Annotated in this window: 16 protein-coding genes; 4 read left to right on the forward strand and 12 right to left on the reverse strand. The window is 55.5% G+C overall.

Features of this window, described 5'->3' with window-relative positions; genetic code table 11:
- Window positions 1-2: 2 nt before the first annotated feature.
- The 10 genes from ACR0KG_RS08010 to guaA all read right to left on the reverse strand — a co-directional run bounded on the left by ACR0KG_RS08010 (window position 3) and on the right by guaA (window position 10,526).
- Window positions 3-617: a TetR/AcrR family transcriptional regulator gene (locus ACR0KG_RS08010; RefSeq protein WP_170530110.1), complete on the reverse strand. Its 615-nt coding sequence runs from the start codon at window positions 615-617 to the stop codon at window positions 3-5.
- A gap of 112 nt (window positions 618-729) precedes the next feature.
- Window positions 730-1,599, reverse strand: coding sequence for a polyphosphate kinase 2 (gene ppk2, locus ACR0KG_RS08015; RefSeq protein ID WP_480826943.1), 870 nt, complete (start codon window positions 1,597-1,599; stop codon window positions 730-732).
- Window positions 1,600-1,647: 48 nt separating this feature from the next.
- Window positions 1,648-2,601: an alpha/beta fold hydrolase gene (locus ACR0KG_RS08020; RefSeq protein ID WP_480542922.1), complete on the reverse strand. Its 954-nt coding sequence runs from the start codon at window positions 2,599-2,601 to the stop codon at window positions 1,648-1,650.
- The gene (metA, locus tag ACR0KG_RS08025) at window positions 2,591-3,508 is read right to left on the reverse strand and encodes a homoserine O-acetyltransferase MetA (protein ID WP_480542924.1); all 918 of its coding nucleotides are present in this window, start codon (window positions 3,506-3,508) and stop codon (window positions 2,591-2,593) included. The genes ACR0KG_RS08020 and metA overlap by 11 nt, the downstream gene beginning before the upstream one ends.
- Before the next feature lie 37 nt (window positions 3,509-3,545).
- Complete coding sequence (locus ACR0KG_RS08030; protein ID WP_480826944.1) at window positions 3,546-4,418, reverse strand: ATPase; 873 nt, start codon at window positions 4,416-4,418, stop codon at window positions 3,546-3,548.
- A 50-nt stretch (window positions 4,419-4,468) separates the two neighbouring features.
- A complete protein-coding gene (locus ACR0KG_RS08035; protein ID WP_480547243.1) occupies window positions 4,469-5,365 on the reverse strand; it encodes a DMT family transporter in 897 nt (298 codons plus the stop codon).
- 102 nt (window positions 5,366-5,467) lie between these two features.
- Window positions 5,468-6,574, reverse strand: coding sequence for an OmpP1/FadL family transporter (locus ACR0KG_RS08040; RefSeq protein ID WP_480547245.1), 1,107 nt, complete (start codon window positions 6,572-6,574; stop codon window positions 5,468-5,470).
- Between the two features lie 126 nt (window positions 6,575-6,700).
- Window positions 6,701-7,606, reverse strand: coding sequence for a DMT family transporter (locus ACR0KG_RS08045; protein WP_480547247.1), 906 nt, complete (start codon window positions 7,604-7,606; stop codon window positions 6,701-6,703).
- A gap of 99 nt (window positions 7,607-7,705) precedes the next feature.
- Window positions 7,706-8,722: a hypothetical protein gene (locus ACR0KG_RS08050; RefSeq protein WP_480826945.1), complete on the reverse strand. Its 1,017-nt coding sequence runs from the start codon at window positions 8,720-8,722 to the stop codon at window positions 7,706-7,708.
- A 229-nt stretch (window positions 8,723-8,951) separates the two neighbouring features.
- The gene (guaA, locus tag ACR0KG_RS08055; RefSeq protein ID WP_480826946.1) at window positions 8,952-10,526 is read right to left on the reverse strand and encodes a glutamine-hydrolyzing GMP synthase; all 1,575 of its coding nucleotides are present in this window, start codon (window positions 10,524-10,526) and stop codon (window positions 8,952-8,954) included.
- Between the two features lie 131 nt (window positions 10,527-10,657).
- Between guaA and ACR0KG_RS08060 the strand changes: the two genes are divergently transcribed.
- Both ACR0KG_RS08060 and ACR0KG_RS08065 read left to right on the forward strand, forming a co-directional pair.
- On the forward strand, window positions 10,658-11,380 hold the full coding sequence (locus ACR0KG_RS08060; protein ID WP_480826947.1) for an MgtC/SapB family protein: 723 nt from the start codon (window positions 10,658-10,660) through the stop codon (window positions 11,378-11,380).
- A gap of 142 nt (window positions 11,381-11,522) precedes the next feature.
- On the forward strand, window positions 11,523-13,067 hold the full coding sequence (locus tag ACR0KG_RS08065) for a trimethylamine methyltransferase family protein (RefSeq protein WP_480826948.1): 1,545 nt from the start codon (window positions 11,523-11,525) through the stop codon (window positions 13,065-13,067).
- On the opposite strand, the gene ACR0KG_RS08070 is transcribed toward ACR0KG_RS08065, so the two are convergent.
- The gene (locus ACR0KG_RS08070) at window positions 13,068-13,367 is read right to left on the reverse strand and encodes a DUF6477 family protein (protein WP_480826949.1); all 300 of its coding nucleotides are present in this window, start codon (window positions 13,365-13,367) and stop codon (window positions 13,068-13,070) included.
- Between the two features lie 242 nt (window positions 13,368-13,609).
- On the opposite strand from ACR0KG_RS08070, the gene ACR0KG_RS08075 reads away from it, so the two are divergent.
- The gene (locus ACR0KG_RS08075) at window positions 13,610-14,680 is read left to right on the forward strand and encodes a DUF6456 domain-containing protein (protein WP_480827338.1); all 1,071 of its coding nucleotides are present in this window, start codon (window positions 13,610-13,612) and stop codon (window positions 14,678-14,680) included.
- 50 nt (window positions 14,681-14,730) lie between these two features.
- A complete protein-coding gene (locus ACR0KG_RS08080) occupies window positions 14,731-15,654 on the forward strand; it encodes a LysR substrate-binding domain-containing protein (protein ID WP_480547257.1) in 924 nt (307 codons plus the stop codon).
- Between the two features lie 46 nt (window positions 15,655-15,700).
- Here the strand turns inward: ACR0KG_RS08080 and ACR0KG_RS08085 are convergent, their stop codons facing one another.
- On the reverse strand, window positions 15,701-16,249 hold the full coding sequence (locus tag ACR0KG_RS08085; RefSeq protein WP_480826950.1) for a redoxin family protein: 549 nt from the start codon (window positions 16,247-16,249) through the stop codon (window positions 15,701-15,703).
- Window positions 16,250-16,485 lie beyond the last annotated feature (236 nt).

Genomic DNA, 16,485 nt, shown 5'->3' on the forward strand with positions numbered 1-16,485 from the left:
AATCAATCGTCCTGCGGGACCAGACCCAAACCTCGCAGATAGATGCCGATACCGCTTTCCAGCAAATCCTCGGGCGGGAAGGGTGATGTCGCGCCCGTGTTGCGGGCATAAAGCTCGACCACGCCGTGGCTCATGGCCCAGATATGCGCGCTGAACATCGAGGCAGGCGGGCGCTTTTCGGGCGGAATATGCTGAGACAGATCTGCAGCTGCTTTTTCCAGCACGGATTTGGCACGGTTCGCTGCCAGCGACAGCTCGGGCGTGCGGTTCAATGAGACGCCGCTTTCGAACATCGCAATATAGTGGCCCGGATGTTTTCTGGCAAAAGCCAGATAGGCGCGCCCTGTGGCCTCGAACGCCGCTAAGGCCGAAGGTTGACCCTGGTCATAGGCGTATTGCATTAGGTCCGCGAACATCTCAAAACCCTGTTTTGCCGCTTCGGCTATCAGGTCCTCGCGCCCGTGATAATGGCGATAGACAGCGGCAGGTGTGACACCGGCGGTTTTGGCAGCCTCGGACAGGGTAAAGCCAGTTGGTCCCTTTTCTTCGATCAGGGACAACGCGGCCTCGATCAAGGCTTGTTTCAGGTTTCCGTGGTGGTACCCGCGTTTCGTCATCCCGGCCTCAGGGTTGTTTTCAGTATTCCAGAACCATTGACATAGTCGACTGGCGGCTTGCCGTCCAACTACTTGGTGTGGTGTCGAATATCGATGATTTGTGCTTTTTTGTTTAAGCGTCCCATATCTCTGCCCCGCCGCAGATCTTTGGGTCAACCTTACCCAAAGCCTTGCGATCTTTTTGATCATAATCCAATGCATGCAGAACCGTCTGGATGGCCGCAATACGAGCGCGTTTTTTGTCGTCTGATCGGACGATGGTCCAGGGGCTTTTCTCGGTATGTGAACGGGTTAAGGTTTCGGAGATCGATTCCGAATATGCATCCCACTTGTCCAGACCGGCCACGTCAATCGGGCTGAGTTTCCATTGCTTTAGCGGATCGGTTTCTCTTGCCAAAAACCGGTTGAGCTGCTCGGCCCGGCCGACATTTAGCCAGAATTTGAACAGTCGAATGCCGTCATTGACCAAACCGGTTTCTAGCGGAATGACCTGACGAAAAAAGCGTTCCCGTTCTTCGTGCGTGCAGAAGCCAAAGACATTCTCAACCACCCCGCGATTGTACCAGCTGCGATCAAAAAACACGATTTCGCCTGCGGCAGGCAGATGAGGGATGTAGCGCTGAAAATACCATTGGCTGCGCTCGGCGTCCGAGGGTTTGGACAGCGCAACGTTGCGTGCGCCCCGAGGGTTTAGATTTTCGCGGAACCGCTTGATTGTGCCGCCTTTGCCCGCAGCATCACGGCCTTCGAAGATAATCGCTACGCGTTCGCCGGTTTCTTTGACCCAAGACTGCATCTTGACCAGTTCGATCTGCAGCGCATCGATTTGAGACTCATAGTCTTTCGACTTAATCTTTTGAGCATACGGGTAGGTCGGGTTCAGGATATCGCCTTTTTCGGCCGTCTTGATCAGCGTACGTACGTCCTTGGGGGCTTTCTTGTTGAAATAGGCCGTGATCGCGTCTTTTTCGGTCCGGGCCATGCCTCACCTCATGATAAATCCATAAGTTACTATGGATTAGCTGACCGTTTAACGCAAACCCGCGCGTTTTGCAGCGCGATCAATTGCTGCTGCGACCGCATCAGCTGCGACCACCTGAGGCATGTGGCCAATCCCCGGAAGTTCGATGAGTTCAGCCCCCGGTATCTGGTCAATCAGACGGTGGGAATGCCACTCCAGCCCAACGGTGTCATCCGCCGTTCCGTGCACGATCTCGGTCGGAACCGAAATTTCTGAATAGCGCGGCTGTAGCGCGGCGACTTCGTCCAGAAGATTTGCTCGCTGTTTGGCATTGGCATGCATAGATGCGCGGCGCATCGTCAGTTCGGGTCCGAAATGCGCAGCATAGCCTTCTGGCGTGGATTGCGGGGCAAAGACTTGATCCATCGCCTGGTCCACATACCAGTTTGGAACAAAGGATGTGATCAACGGCAAGGCCAGAGCATTGCCAGTTGGGGTTGAGGCTAGGCGGTTAAAGCCATCCAAAGGCGTTTCCCAGGGCATTGCGGCAGGTGCAATCAGAACAAGGGCTGAAATGTTGTCGGGCTGTGTTACAGCCCAGGCCAGGGAAACCGATCCACCATAGCTTTGCCCCGCGACAATGGGTTTCTCTGCCCCAAGCTGCGCCGCGGCCTTTTGCAGGATTTCGGCCTGTTCGATGATAGTTTCGCCATCCGGGTTGAAGCTGGCCGAATAGCCCAGGCCGGGGCGGTCGAACACGATCACGCGATACTGTTGCGCAAGGATCGGAGCCAGCGCAAAGGTCATATCACGAGTGTTCCCGCTGGAGCCATGAATCAACACCACGTCCGGCCCTGTGCCCATCACAACGGCATGCACCGCTATCCCATCAACATCCAGTATCTGACCTTCGGGGGGGAAGGCAGCCTCGGCCCGAGCTTCGATCTGGGTGCTGCGCCAAGTTGTAAAAATGGCGAAGCCCAGCAGGAGTACGGCAAATGATATCAGTATTTTAGCGGCCAATTTGATCCATATCGAACGGTGTTGTCTGGTAGATTTCGTTGATCCAGTTGCCATAAAGAAGATGCGCATGGCTACGCCACCTGTTCTGTGGCGTTTGTGCAGGATCGTCATCCGGGTAGTAGTTGATCGGCACATTGATTGGCGTGTCATTGGCCACGTCTCGATCATATTCCTGCTTTAGCGTATCGCTGTCATATTCGAAATGGTTGAAGATATAGAGCGCACGGTGCTTTTGATCTTCAACCAGGCAGGGGCCGACATCATCGCTGCCCAACAGGATGTTCAGACCCGGTGCGGCATTTATCTCAGCCTGCTTCATCTCGGTCCAGCGACTGACGGGGATGACGCAATCGTCTGAAAACCCGCGCAGAAATGGCGAGGCCGGGTTCAAATTCTGGTGCCGAAAGCAGCCAAAGGCCTTTGCATCCAGCATGTGTTTCTTCACGCCGTGGAAATGGTTGATCATCGCCATTCCACCCCAGCAAACGCCGAAGGTGGAATGCACATTGGTTTGCGTCCATTCGAACACTTCGCTGATTTCGTCCCAATAGGTGACATCGTTGAATTCCAGATGCTCAATCGGGGCACCGGTAATGATCAGGCCGTCGAACTTTTGATCCTTCACCTCCTGAAACGGGCGGTAAAACTCCGCCATATGCGCGGCAGCCGTGTTCTTGGTCCGGTGTTCCGTCATGCGGATCAGCGACAGGTCGATCTGCAGCGGTGTCGCCCCGATCAATCGTGCAAATTGGTTTTCAGTCTGAATTTTCTTGGGCATCAAGTTCAACAACCCGATGCGTAAGGGCCGGATGTCCTGCCGCATCGCCTGATCCTCGGCCATGACCATGACGCCTTCCTCAGTCAGGACATCATAGGCGGGCAGGTCAGATGGGATTTTGATCGGCATCGGTTCAGGCTTCAATAAGTGTAACGGAAACTGCTAACTAGGCTTTCCTGGGCTGAGCCTCAAGGGTGCCTTCGATCAACTCATCGAAATCAGATGCGTCACGCACGCCACCGATCTCGGCTGCAGTGAGGGCGATGCCCCAGTTTTTGGCCATCGCGGCATATCTTGGCTGGCGGTGGGCCAGCGCCTGGGCATAGGTCCAGCGGATGAAGGCGTCGGGATCGACCTCAGCCTCGGAACAGCCTTGCTGATCCAGGTATTCAGTCCAACTGCGGTTCAGGAACTCGGACTGATAGGACATCGGCTTGGGGGCTTTGTCGAAGCGGCGTATTAGCTCGGCCGTGTGCTCTTCATCACCTTTGAGCCAAATCATCAACGTGTGCTTTGACAACTCAGTCATCACCTGATCCGAAGGGTCGTCCGGGTCGACCCACTCGCAGATCGAGCCACCGGTGTCGCAGATGAAGTGAGGATAGTTATACAGGCGCTGAGCGCGATCGATAAAATATTCGGTATCCAGCAAGGCGTGAATTTCGGCCAATCTAAACTGTTCCTGGCGGCGCCGGTATTCGGGCATTTCGAGCCCACCCTTGGCCGGATCGCCCGGTTTTCCCAAATAGGCGGCCACGGGGGTTAAATTCTCGAACGAAATATTCGAGCCAATATAAATGGAATCCGACAGAAGCAGGTCCCGCAGAAAGGGCACTTTCATCGCCTCGGCCTTGGCGTTGTCGGTGATGTATTCGCCCATATATCGTGTGCCGATCCGATAATCGATCGAGTAGTGGAACCAATCGCCTGAATCGCGCAGGATGTTGGACACGTAGGTTTTGCCCAAGCCCGACATGCCGAAAAACAGCACTTTCTTGCGCGCAGCTGTGCGCCAGTCTTTTGCCGAGCCGTAGATCATGATCCGCTGTCCCTTTGTTTCGCCTTTGCTAGAACGGGCGAGGGGGCGCGTCAATCATGCTTGCCGTGGCGGTTCAAGATCAGCAGACCCAGTGCAAGGATCGCAAAGCCGATATAGGCGTTTGCGCCAAGCGCTTCGTCCCGCAAAAGCGAGCCAAGAACGATGGCAACCGGCGGGATCACAAGGGTTACCAGCATCAGATTTCCACTGCCTGCCATGGCAAGTACGCGGTAGTAGAGCAGATAGGCCGCCGCCGTTGCGATGATCGCATAGTATCCGATGGCAGCCCATGTCACTGCCGGGAGGGCAAGTGTGGGCAGCCCGTCATGTATTATACTGATTGGCAGGATCAGTAAGGTTGCCCCCGTCAGCATTCCAGCAGCCGCGAGGATAGGAGACAGACCTGACAAGTGTTTGCGGCCCCACGCGCTGGCAAATGCGTAAGAGACTGTGCCCGCCAGCACGGCCAGTTGGGCAAGGCTTTGCAGATTGAAACCGGTGAAACTGCTTAATCCGATGGCAATTGAGACGCCGAGAAACCCCAGGACCACACCGATCAACCGGTTTGGTGTCAGCCGTTCGTCTTTAAAGAACAGCGCGGCGACCAATACGCCGAAGACTGCGGTTGCGGCGTTCAATATCGCAGTCAGGCCGGTGTCGATGTAAAGCTGCCCCCAGGCCATCAGTGAAAACGGGATGACGTTGTTCAAAAGGCCCATGATCAGGAACGCGAGCCAAACCTTTGGATTTCTCGGAATCTCAATGCCTTTGATCCAGACAATCAACCATAGCACGGCCATGGCCCAGAAGGTCCGGTGCAGCACCGAAGTCATAACCGGGATAGTGTCCAGAGCGATGCGGATCGCAACAAAGGACGCGCCCCAGATCAGACCGAGCAACAGCAGTTCGGCCCAAGCTCGGGGTGAGAGATGTTTTTGCGGTTCCATTGCCTTTACTTGTCATTTGATGACAGGCGTCGCGACCCGGTTCTTGCGAAAAAGAAAGACCCCGCCGGGTGGGCAGGGCCTTAGACTTGCGATTTGGACTGATCAATTCAGCTGATAGGTAACCTGGAATCCAACGCTCCAAGCGCTGTTGCCGGTGAAGTTGGCCCGAGCGCCGGGACCAGCACCGTCAACGATTGCATCTCCGATATCTGTGTAACGCACACCGCCCGAAATCTTGGCCTTTTCAAGCGAATACGTACCACCCAGTCCGATGCTCCAGAAGCCGTTGGTCGGTCCAAGGTTGGAAACTGGCTCAGAGCCTTTAGATTCGTATCCTAGCGTTACCGCACCCGAGAATTCGTCGTTGAATTGGTAACCCAAGCCAAGCGTGTAGGTAAATGTATCATCTTCATAGTCTACAAGGCTGTTTCCAGTAAGGCCTACATAGGTTGGCGGCGCAAAATCCAGCTGAGGCCAGTCAACCCAGCGCACAGATCCGAACAAAAGTGTTTTTGGTGCTACCCCGGTTTGGAAATCGAGATTGACCGACTGCGGTGTTTCGATCTCTGTGGTCGTTGCGGCGGAGCCGGTCAAAAGACTGGTCTCGGTCTGAGACAAATCATGTGAGATTTTTGAGTTGTAGGTCAGTGCGACACGGGCTGCGATTTCAGGCTTCTCCCAAGCGACGCCAACCACATAACCAAATGCAGTATCTGCATCGGTCTGAACGTTGTAGCCAGCGACCACCGGAACGTTCACATTGGCTTCGACACGCTGAATGCGAAGCCCGGCCAGCGCACTGAACCCATTATCGAACTTGTAACGGAACAAGCCGGTGATCGCATCGGTATCCGCGCTGGCGTTCAGTGTGTCACCGGGTGCCGCTGGATTGATCGACAGAGGGTATGTAGAAGCATATTCGATATCAGCGCCAAATGGCTGATCATACATGATTGCAAAGTCGAGCTTTTCACTTAGCGAGGTCTTGTAGCCAAAATGCGGCGTAAAGAAGCTGTTACTTACATTTCCAGAATCTACGCCACCGAGCGTGCCGCTGACGCTTGGGTCAGTGTACCCCAACCGGAACTGAACCACGGAACCTTCTTCAAAGATCAGATTGATGCCTTGACCGCTGCGGTCCAGACCACCTGCATAGCCTGCCGTTGCCCCCACGCACAGCGCACATGTGGCGAGTAGTGCCTTTTTCATTGCTGTCCTCCCTTGCTTTCGATGCGGGCTTTCGTGATTAAAAACTGAGTGTGTTTGACACTGACCCGCTGATTGGTGCCCGATACTTTCTTTTCGATTAGTTTAAGGTCAACGGGTGACGGAGCGTTACTTATTGCAACTAGACTTATGGACTGTTGCTAAACTGTTACGATTTTCGGACCAGACATTCAGAAATATACCGGAAAAAATTACTGCGGCGCCCAGCATGGTCCAATGATCAATTGGCTCATGGTACAAAAGCATGCCAACCACCGCAATTGTGGGCAGGCGGGCAAAGTCGAACGGTACGACCACCGTTGCAGGCGCGATGGCTAAGGCATTGGTAATGCAGAAATGTGCCAGCAACCCGGCCAATCCAACCAGAACCAGAAACGGTGCGGTCTGGGCGTTTGGCAGTGCGATCTGACCATCCAAACCGGCCGCTGCTGCGCCGAGTGCGGCCTGCATTACCGCCAGCCAGAACATGATGCAGCCGATACTAGCAAAGCGCGTTAGCTTTTTCGTGGTAATCGTTGTAAACGCGAAGAAAATTGCAGACGCTGCAGCAGTTATCAGCCCTGGGCTTATTGGTGCGGTGCCGGGACGCGCGACAATCAAGATACCGGCAAAGCCTATAAGCGCGGCCAGCATCTTCAGCGGCGTCAGACGCTCCTTCAACAGCAGAGGCGACAGAAGGATCACCCAGATCGGTTGCGTGAATTCCAGGGCAAAGACCTGCGCCAAGGGAATCACTCCGACTGCATAGAACCACAGGTTTTGCCCGGTGAAATGCAGCACATTGCGCACCGCATGCAGGCCCAGTCGCTGGGTTGTAACCTGATGCCATTTGCCGGATACGCTCAGCACCAGAGCGACCACTACGATGCCCACAAAGCTGCGATACATCATTATTTCGAACGTGTCGTGATGCAGGCTTAACTCTCGCCCGGCCACTGCCATTGAGGAAAATGACAGAATGGCCCCTGTCATCCAAAGGGCCGCCTTGCCGATTTGAATTGAGCCCTTATCCACCCGGTGTCCTTCGCAATTTCTCGACGCTGCAACTGGAACTAACCGGATTTTTTCCGCTCTGGCACTCTGAATCTTTCCGTGTAGGAAGAAATGCCTGGATTAGTTGAGGTCCTGCGCAAAACGCCGGGCGATTTCCAGGTTTCCCTGTGCGTTTACGTGGCAACAATGATCGATATAGAAATCCTGCTGCAGGATGCCTGAATAGTCCTGAAAACAGTCGAGTTTTTGCGCCTTTTCACGGATCAGCGGATAAACCTGTTGAATCTGCGCGGCATATGTTTCGTTGTGGCTGAACGGACGGTCGGGCAGGGTATACGGGTTTGGTTGCAAGACGCAGGAGAAACGTGCCCCCCGTGAATTTACAATGGCTTCGGTTGCAGCCCAGCTGCTGACGAGGAAATCGGCGACACGCTCGGCATAGGCCGGATCACCACATTGGTTCAGATCTGCAAAGCGCTTGCTATTGTCTCCCGAGCCCAGCTTCTCACTGATCCGGCGGGCCAGCCGGTAGGTTGAGGTCGATGATACAAGCCCCGAGATGCCGCCGAACTTCCCACGCAGCTTCTCCTTAATAAACCCTTCGCGCGGATGCCCGTCGGGCGAGTTCAGGCTGAGACAGTTGTGATAGACGTCATTCACACCATCAAAAAACACGACGTTGTCGCCGGGTTGGATACTGTCCAGAGTGTTGAGAAGCCTGTTGAGGCTCTGGCGCGAGTTATAGGCTTGTTCCCCGTAGTTGATCGCTGTTTTTCCTGACAAATTGCTGAAGTGAGACGGGATTGTATTCTTATCGGAAACACTGTGCCCCCACATGGTGGAGCCGCCAAAGAAATGCACCTTGTGATCCGTCGGCGGGTTCGAATTGACTGTGATCCGACGCAGATTGTCGTCGATATTCAGCGTCTCGCTTGCGATTTGGGGCGATTGCCACCCAACAAAGGCCTTATAGGGATAGCCCTGAAAACTCTGAGCGTCGTTTTGGAACTGCCGGGTCTCTTCATCCTGATTGGGATTGTCAGAGGTTTTGGGGGCTTCATTTCCACTGACTATGTCCCGTATCGAAAACGCGGCAAACAGGACCACTTCAAGCGCGATCAGTGTGAAGATGGTCATGAAAAGAATATAAAAAGCGTTTCGGATAAGTGCCATAAACAAAGCCTTGGGCGGGACCTAGTAACAAAAAATCAATTGGCCGGGTCATACGCACCCGACAAGACGTACATAGGGTGAGTGAACAGAGATTGGATTGCAAGCCAATCCTGAGCTCAAGAAATCGCGCTCAGGAGGTAGATTGCCAATGGTGGCACTGAGGTTTTCAGTACGTCATCTGTTCAGTCTGGGATTACTCCCATTCGATCGTTCCGGGCGGCTTAGACGTGATATCGTAAGTGCAGCGATTGATGCCCTGCACCTCGTTGATGATCCGCGTGGCGGTTTCGCCCAGGAACCCATGGCTGAACGGATAATAATCCGCTGTCATGCCATCGACCGAAGTGACCGCGCGCAGGGCGCAGGCGTAGTCATAGGTGCGGCCATCGCCCATTACGCCCACGGTGCGCACGGGCAGAATGGCGACAAAGGCCTGCCAGATATCATCATAGAGCCCGTGTTTGCGGATCTGGTCGATATAGATGGCGTCTGCTTCGCGCAGAATCTCCAGCTTTTCTCGGGTGATCTCGCCGGGGCAACGGATTGCCAGACCGGGGCCGGGGAAGGGGTGACGGCCAATGAAGCTGGCGGGCAGACCCAGTTCGCGACCCAAGGCGCGGACCTCATCCTTGAATAGCTCACGCAGGGGTTCAACCAGTTTCAGGCCCATCTTTTCAGGAAGACCGCCCACATTGTGGTGCGATTTGATCGTCACCGAGGGGCCGCCCGAGAAAGAAACAGACTCGATCACATCCGGATACAGCGTGCCCTGGGCCAGGAATTCGGCCCCTTCGATGGTATCGGCATGCTTCTGGAACACGTCGATGAACAGCTTACCGATGATCTTGCGTTTGGTTTCCGGGTCGGATTGACCGTCCAACTCGCCTAGAAACAATTCGGATTCGTCGGCGTGGATCAACTGAATATTGTAATTGTCGCGGAACATGCCGACGACTTCTTCGGCCTCGTTCTTCCGCAGCAACCCGTGGTCGACAAAAACGCAGGTCAGCTGATCGCCGATAGCTTCGTGAATCAGGATCGCCGCGACCGAACTGTCGACGCCGCCGGACAAGCCGCAGATGACCTTTTTGTCGCCAACTTGTTCACGGATTTTGCGGATCATTTCCTCGCGATAGGCACCCATGGTCCAATCGCCTTTGAAGCCCGCAAGCTTTACGAAGTTCTCATACAGCTTGGCGCCCTTTGGGGTGTGGTGCACTTCGGGGTGGAACTGGACCGCATAGAAATGGCGTGTGGTATCGGCCGTGATCGCATAAGGAGCATTGGGTGAAGTGCCGTAAACCTCGAACCCTGGGGCCAACTGGCTGACATGGTCACCGTGGCTCATCCAGACCTGTTCGTCACCCTCGGCAAACCAATCGTCCAGCAGGGACAAGGCACCCTTCGGGCTGACAAAAGCACGGCCGAATTCCGCTGTGCCGCCACCGCCCGAAATTTTACCACCTTCGACCTTCCCACCCAGTTGCTGCATCATCACCTGCTGGCCATAGCAGATGCCCAGAATTGGAACGCCGTAGTCGAAAATCTCTTGCGGGGCGCGGGGTGATCCATCGCGCGTCACACTGTCGGGCCCGCCCGAGAAGATCACGGCGCGCGGGGCCATTTCTCGCACAAGGTTCATCGTGACATTTTGATAAGGGTGAATTTCGCAATAAACATTCAGCTCGCGCAGGCGGCGTGCAATCAGCTGCGTCACCTGGCTGCCGAAGTCGATGATCAGAAGGCGGTCATGGGTGTCTTGGGTCATATCCGCGCCTTAGGCCAAGCGCATCAGTTTCGCAAGAGCAACCTCTGATCCTCGGGTAAGTTCTGCGAACCAAAAAAAGGGAATTGTAAAAGTTTTGTAACGAAAATATGACAGCCCGACTGGGTCAAGGAATGCCCCGAAAAGACAAGGGACAGAAATTGCCGATTTCCATCGAGATAGCCGCATTGAACTTGGGATTGGCGCTGTTTTGTGGTGCTTTGATCGGGTCAGAGCGTCAGGTGCGCCAAAGAATGGCCGGGCTGCGCACCAATGCCCTGGTTGCACTAAGTGCTGCCGCCTTTGTTGTGTTTTCAGCGCTTTTTCCGGATGAGGTCAGCCCAACGCGTGTTGCGGCTCAGGTTGTTTCGGGCATCGGCTTTTTGGGGGCCGGGATAATCTTCCGGCACGGGTTCACGATTCATGGCCTCAATACCGCGGCGACGCTGTGGTGCTCGGCAGCAGTTGGAATGATGGCGGGGGCGGGTGCCTGGGTGTTTGCCGTCATGATGACGGGCTTTGTCATATTCGTGAACCTTGGCCTCAGGCCGTTGGTGAAGTGGCTAAAACGCACGACGCGAGCCGGGGTGCCTCTGACTCAGGAGTTCAAGGTTGTTCTGCAATGCTTGGAAGAGGCGCAGGCAGATGCGCGTGTCGCTGTTCTCAAGGCATTGGCGCAGAACAATGTTCGGATCGTGGGCTTTGAAAAAGGCGACGCAATTGAAGGCAAGCGTACAATTGCTGTTCTTGTTTCGATGGAGGATCATCCCGAAGAACTGCAGCATAAGGTTGTGGCCCCACTGATGTTAGAGCCAAGTATCGACAGTATCGAGTGGGATACGATCTCGGAAGCGTAGCGCCATCGCCGCGACGGAACAGATGGTTGCGAACGCTGCGCCCAATGTCGCTTTTCCCCCCAGAGCGCCGTAAACCATATGCCTGTGGGTGCTCAATCCTGTAACTAAGCTGTCAATCTAAACACATCAGACGGGATTTCTCATGGCAGAGGCAAGCACCCGACGCAGGGCGAGAGGTGGCGGTGGTGCCGCCCGCCGTGCCGAGCGCACCGCAGTTCGAATCGAAACGGCGAAGTATATCGAACGCAACATTCCGAATTTCGAGATCCTCAACGAAGAAGCGTTGGAGATCATCGAACACAACGCGGAAACAGTGCTGGAAGAGATCGGCGTCAACTTCGTGGACAATCCGGCTGCATTGGAACGCTGGCGCGATGCCGGCGCCGATATTGATGGTGAACGTGTGCGCATCCCCCGTGGATTAGCACGTGAGCTGATCAAGACCGCCCCCAGCGAGTTCACACAACATGCCCGCAACCCCGAGAAATCGGTGGTGATTGGCGGCCGCAATCTGGTGCTGGCTCCGGTCTATGGCCCGCCGTTTGTGCGGGATGTCCAAGGTGGCCGCCGCTATGCGACCATGGATGACTTCAACAAGTTCGTGAAACTGGCCTATATGTCCAAGTGGCTGCACCATTCGGGCGGTACCGTATGCGAGCCGACTGATATTCCGGTGAACAAGCGGCATTTGGATATGCTCAAGGCGCATATGACTCTGTCTGATAAGCCGTTCATGGGATCAGTCACCGATCCCAGCCGTGCGCAGGATTCGGTTGAGATGTGCGAGATTTTGTTCGGCAAAGAGTTCGTTCAGAACAACACAGTCATGACCTCGCTGACCAACATCAACTCACCCATGACATTCGATGACGTGATGATGGGCGCGCTGGAGGTGTATGCCAAGAACAACCAGGCCTGCATCATTTCGCCCTTTATCGTGGGTGGTGCAATGGCGCCTGTTTCGGTTGCGGGCACGCTGACGCAGGTTCTGGCAGAAGTGCTGGCGGGTATTTCTTACAGCCAGATCATTCGACCCGGCGCACCAGCAATTTTTGGGGCCTTTGTGACCTCGATCGACATGAACTCGGGCGCGCCGACATTCGGCACACCAGAGGCGGCGCATATCACCTATGGCGCAGGTCAATTGGCCCGCCGCCTGAACCTGCCGTACCGCTCTGCCGGGTCGTTCTGCGGCTCGAAACTGCCGGATGCGCAGGCGGCCTATGAAACGGCGAACTCGCTGAACATGGGTCTGATGGCTGGTGTGAACTTCATGCTGCATGCCTGTGGCTGGCTCGAAGGTGGTCTGGTGGCCGACTTTGAGAAGTTTGTCATGGATGCCGACCAGTTGGGTGTTTTGCATGGGCTGGCCAAAGGCGTGGCCTATGATGAAAACGCCCAGGCCATGGATGCGATCCGCGAGGTTGGTCCGGGCGGGCACTATCTTGGATGTGCTCACACGCAGGCCAATTTCAAAGAAGCCTTCTGGAAATCCGACGTGCTGGACTACAAGCCGTTCGAGACCTGGCAGGACGAAGGGTCGCGCGATACCCAGCAGTTGGCGTCGAACCGGGTCGAACATCTGCTGGCCAACTATCAGCAGCCACAGATGGACCCGGACACAGCCGCAGCGCTTGAGGCCTACATCGCTGAGAAGAAAGCCTCGATGCCGGATGCGTTTACCTGATCATTTCAGGGCCGAGGCGCGGTTGGCCTGATACAACTGCGCCTCACCCAACAGCGCGATCAGAAGATCCAGATGCCGCACCAGCGAATAGGCGGCATCTTCTTCTTTTCGCTGCGCGTTTACCTCTCGCTCAAGATCCATCAACCGCATAAGCGCCGCGCCTGTGCCGGGCAGCGATCCATAGCCCAGAATGCGCTGCAAATGCCTGTCCCGATTGTAATCCTGCACCCCAAGTTTCGCGGCCCGTGTCAGCAGTCGTGGGCGGCGGAGGGTTGTGATCATGGTCATCAGGTCCTGCATCTTCCGTGTTCCTTTACGCGGTTTTGATTTGGCCTGTTTGTCACACAACCTAAGCGGGTGTTGCTTGTGTTGGGCTCCCTCCGAACGATGGTTTCACGACTGTTTATCTTTTTGAATCAAATCTGGTTAGCGACCGTTGGGGTTAACGAACGAGTAACGAAAGCACCTCTAGTTAGATTTGGTTAACTCAAATTCCGCGGGCGAAAAGTGGCAGTCTGTTTTGTCGACGAGGGCAAATGAATATGGAAAACTACATGGCTTTCACCATTCCGGCTTGGGTGCCCGAAGGGGCGCAGAGATACCTTGCTCATACCGAGACCGGTCGATCGATACGAGATATCGCACGATCCGAGGGATGCCATGCATCAACTATTCTGCGACAAATCCGACGCATTGAAATGCGTCGGGATGATCCGCTTGTGGATGCCGCGTTGCAATCGCTGGCCGAAACGCATTTCTCGATCACGGAAGATCACCGGGTTGGGCAAGAGGCAGAAGACACAGAGAGTTTTGATCAGGAAGCGATGCGCATCCTGCGTCGTCTGTGCGAAACCGGATCGGTTCTTGCCGTTGCGGAAGACATGGATAAGGCGGTTGTTGTTCGGGATACCGGCGATGCTGCGGCAACCCGAACGGCTGTTGTTGATTGCAAGATTGCGCAGGCGCTTGCGCTGCAGGATTGGATCAGCTGCGACAATCCTGGTCGCATCTCGCGATACCGGATTTCGGCATCGGGGCGCGCGGCGCTGAACCGTCTGGTGGCAGAAGCAGAGAACGAGGCCCGCACCAAGAATGAATTTGGAATGGCGGAGGCTCAGATGCCGTTTCAGGCCAAAGCTTCAACGACACATACGGATCGGGCGCGCCGGATTCGCTATTGTGCCGCTGAAAGCCCCTTGGTCGCGCTGGCGCGACGCAGGGATCGCGATGGCAAACCCTTTCTGGACGAAACCCTTGTCAGCGCCGGAGAGCGCCTGCGCGAGGACTTCGAACTGGCACAGATCGGGCCGCAGGTTGCGCAAAACTGGGATCGGTTCCTGACAGGGGGTGGCCGGGGCAGCTTTGACAGTGAATCGCATGGCGGGCGTGGATCTTCGGACGCGCGAGATCGGGTTGCGCGGGCATTGTCGGATCTGGGACCGGGGCTGAGCGACGTGGCGCTGCGCTGTTGCTGTTACCTCGAAGGGCTAGAGGCAGCAGAGAAGCGAATGGGTTGGTCTGCACGGTCCGGCAAGATCGTTCTGCGCATCGCCTTGCAGCGCTTGAAACGCCACTATGAAGATCAGACGGAGCGGGACCAGATGATCGGATAAAGACCATATGCAACCCTTGCGGAATCGCCCGGTATTGATAAGCAAGGGTTATGAGTTTTACCCTCAGACAATTGCAATATTTTCAGGCCGTCGCCGAGCAGCGTAACTTTGGTCGTGCGGCTCAGGTCTGCAATGTGTCCCAACCCGCCTTGTCAGTTCAGATCAAGGCGCTGGAAGAGATTATGGGCGGTGTTCTGTTCGAAAGACAGGCCCGCGATATCCTGCTGACGCCATTGGGGCGCGATGTGCTAGAGCGCGCGCGTCTGATCCTAGGCGCCGCCGACCGGCTGGATCAGTTTGCCCGTGACCATTCTGGCGGGCACAGGTCCTTGTCCATTGGCATTATCCCAACGATTGCACCCTATATTTTGCCTGGCGTTCTGGCTGGTTTACGTTCGGGTGATGTTTCGCTGCGAGTGCAGATACGTGAGGCCAGAACCGAGCGTCTGTTGGCCTTGCTGCGTGTGGGCGAGATTGACGCGGCTGTGCTGGCCTTGCCAGTTGGTGGCACCGAATTCCGGGAAACACCTCTGTTTCAGGATCAGTTCCTTTTGGCAGGCAGTGCTGCGCGTCTTGAAAAGGTATCAGCAAGCCCGGATATGCTGCGTCCACTTGATCTGCAATCGGCTCAATTGATGCTGTTGGAAGATGGTCATTGTCTGACCGATCAGGCGCTCGAGGTCTGCGGTCAGGACCGAGGCAGCGGGCAGATCAACATGGGGGCCTCATCCCTGGCGACGCTGTCGCGGTTGGTGGCCGAGGGGTTTGGCTTGACCCTGATGCCTGAGCTCGCTGCCCATGCGGAGGCTGAGGCCGTTCCAGGCCTGCGACTATTGCGGTTTGGCAGCCCACAACCGGCCCGGACTGTCGGGCTGGTCCACCGTGCTTCAAGCGGCAAGGCCGATTGGGCCGAAAGGCTGGAACACGTGATCCGCGACGTGGGTGAACAGATCGTAACGGCCACCCGAACATGAAATGGCCCGCCAAGGGGCGGGCCAGATCGTGGGTGTAGAAGTTGGCTTAGGCCAATTCAGGCTCTGCCGCCTGTTCCAAGTGTCTCATCAGGTTCTCGGGCGAGGAAACCCCATACGGGTCTTCGGGGCAGTTATCCATCAGGCCCGGTTCTTCGAACCAAGCTTCGACCACACCGTCATTGATGATCGCTGCATAGCGCCAGGACCGCATGCCAAAACCAAGATTGTCTTTGTCGACCAGCATGCCCATCTTGCGGGTGAATTCACCGGACCCGTCCGGGATGACCTTGACGTTTTTCAGCCCCTGATCCTGCGCCCATTTGTTCATCACAAAGCTGTCGTTGACCGACATACAGTAGATGGCATCAACGCCTTTGGCGACGAAGTCGCCATGGCCATTCTCGAAACCCGGCAGTTGGTAGGTCGAGCAGGTCGGGGTAAACGCACCGGGCAGCGAGAACAGGATAACCCGCTTGCCAGCGAAGTAATCCCCTGTGGTGACATCCTGCCAGCGATAGGGGTTGGGGCCTTCGACGGCCTCATCCCGGACGCGAGTGTGAAAGGTGACATCAGGCAGTTTTGCGCCGGATTTCATGCTGGATCTCCTGTGATTCATATTGAATTGGCTTGGGAGTAAAACAGTTGATCCGGGCCTTCAATCGTAGAAATGCTGCGTATGCGAGTTATCTCTAAGCAGCAGGAAATAAACGAAAAAACAAAGCGATATTGCTTTGATTCCCGTCTTATTCTGCGCTTGCGCGGTGTGCATGCATAGCGGCTATGCAGTGCTGGCGTAACCGGCTTCACTGCACTATGCTATAGGTACACAAA

The organism is Ruegeria sp. H4 (genome assembly GCF_056533065.1).

Coding starts and splice junctions, on each gene's coding strand:
- ACR0KG_RS08010 (WP_170530110.1), bottom strand. CDS start 617: ATGACGAAACGCGGGTACCACCACGGAAACCTGAAACAAGCCTTGATC.
- ppk2 (WP_480826943.1), bottom strand. CDS start 1,599: ATGGCCCGGACCGAAAAAGACGCGATCACGGCCTATTTCAACAAGAAA.
- metA (WP_480542924.1), bottom strand. CDS start 3,508: ATGCCGATCAAAATCCCATCTGACCTGCCCGCCTATGATGTCCTGACT.
- ACR0KG_RS08030 (WP_480826944.1), bottom strand. CDS start 4,418: ATGATCTACGGCTCGGCAAAAGACTGGCGCACAGCTGCGCGCAAGAAA.
- ACR0KG_RS08035 (WP_480547243.1), bottom strand. CDS start 5,365: ATGGAACCGCAAAAACATCTCTCACCCCGAGCTTGGGCCGAACTGCTG.
- ACR0KG_RS08040 (WP_480547245.1), bottom strand. CDS start 6,574: ATGAAAAAGGCACTACTCGCCACATGTGCGCTGTGCGTGGGGGCAACG.
- ACR0KG_RS08050 (WP_480826945.1), bottom strand. CDS start 8,722: ATGACCATCTTCACACTGATCGCGCTTGAAGTGGTCCTGTTTGCCGCG.
- guaA (WP_480826946.1), bottom strand. CDS start 10,526: ATGACCCAAGACACCCATGACCGCCTTCTGATCATCGACTTCGGCAGC.
- ACR0KG_RS08060 (WP_480826947.1), top strand. CDS start 10,658: ATGCCCCGAAAAGACAAGGGACAGAAATTGCCGATTTCCATCGAGATA.
- ACR0KG_RS08065 (WP_480826948.1), top strand. CDS start 11,523: ATGGCAGAGGCAAGCACCCGACGCAGGGCGAGAGGTGGCGGTGGTGCC.
- ACR0KG_RS08070 (WP_480826949.1), bottom strand. CDS start 13,367: ATGCAGGACCTGATGACCATGATCACAACCCTCCGCCGCCCACGACTG.
- ACR0KG_RS08075 (WP_480827338.1), top strand. CDS start 13,610: ATGGAAAACTACATGGCTTTCACCATTCCGGCTTGGGTGCCCGAAGGG.
- ACR0KG_RS08080 (WP_480547257.1), top strand. CDS start 14,731: ATGAGTTTTACCCTCAGACAATTGCAATATTTTCAGGCCGTCGCCGAG.
- ACR0KG_RS08085 (WP_480826950.1), bottom strand. CDS start 16,249: ATGAAATCCGGCGCAAAACTGCCTGATGTCACCTTTCACACTCGCGTC.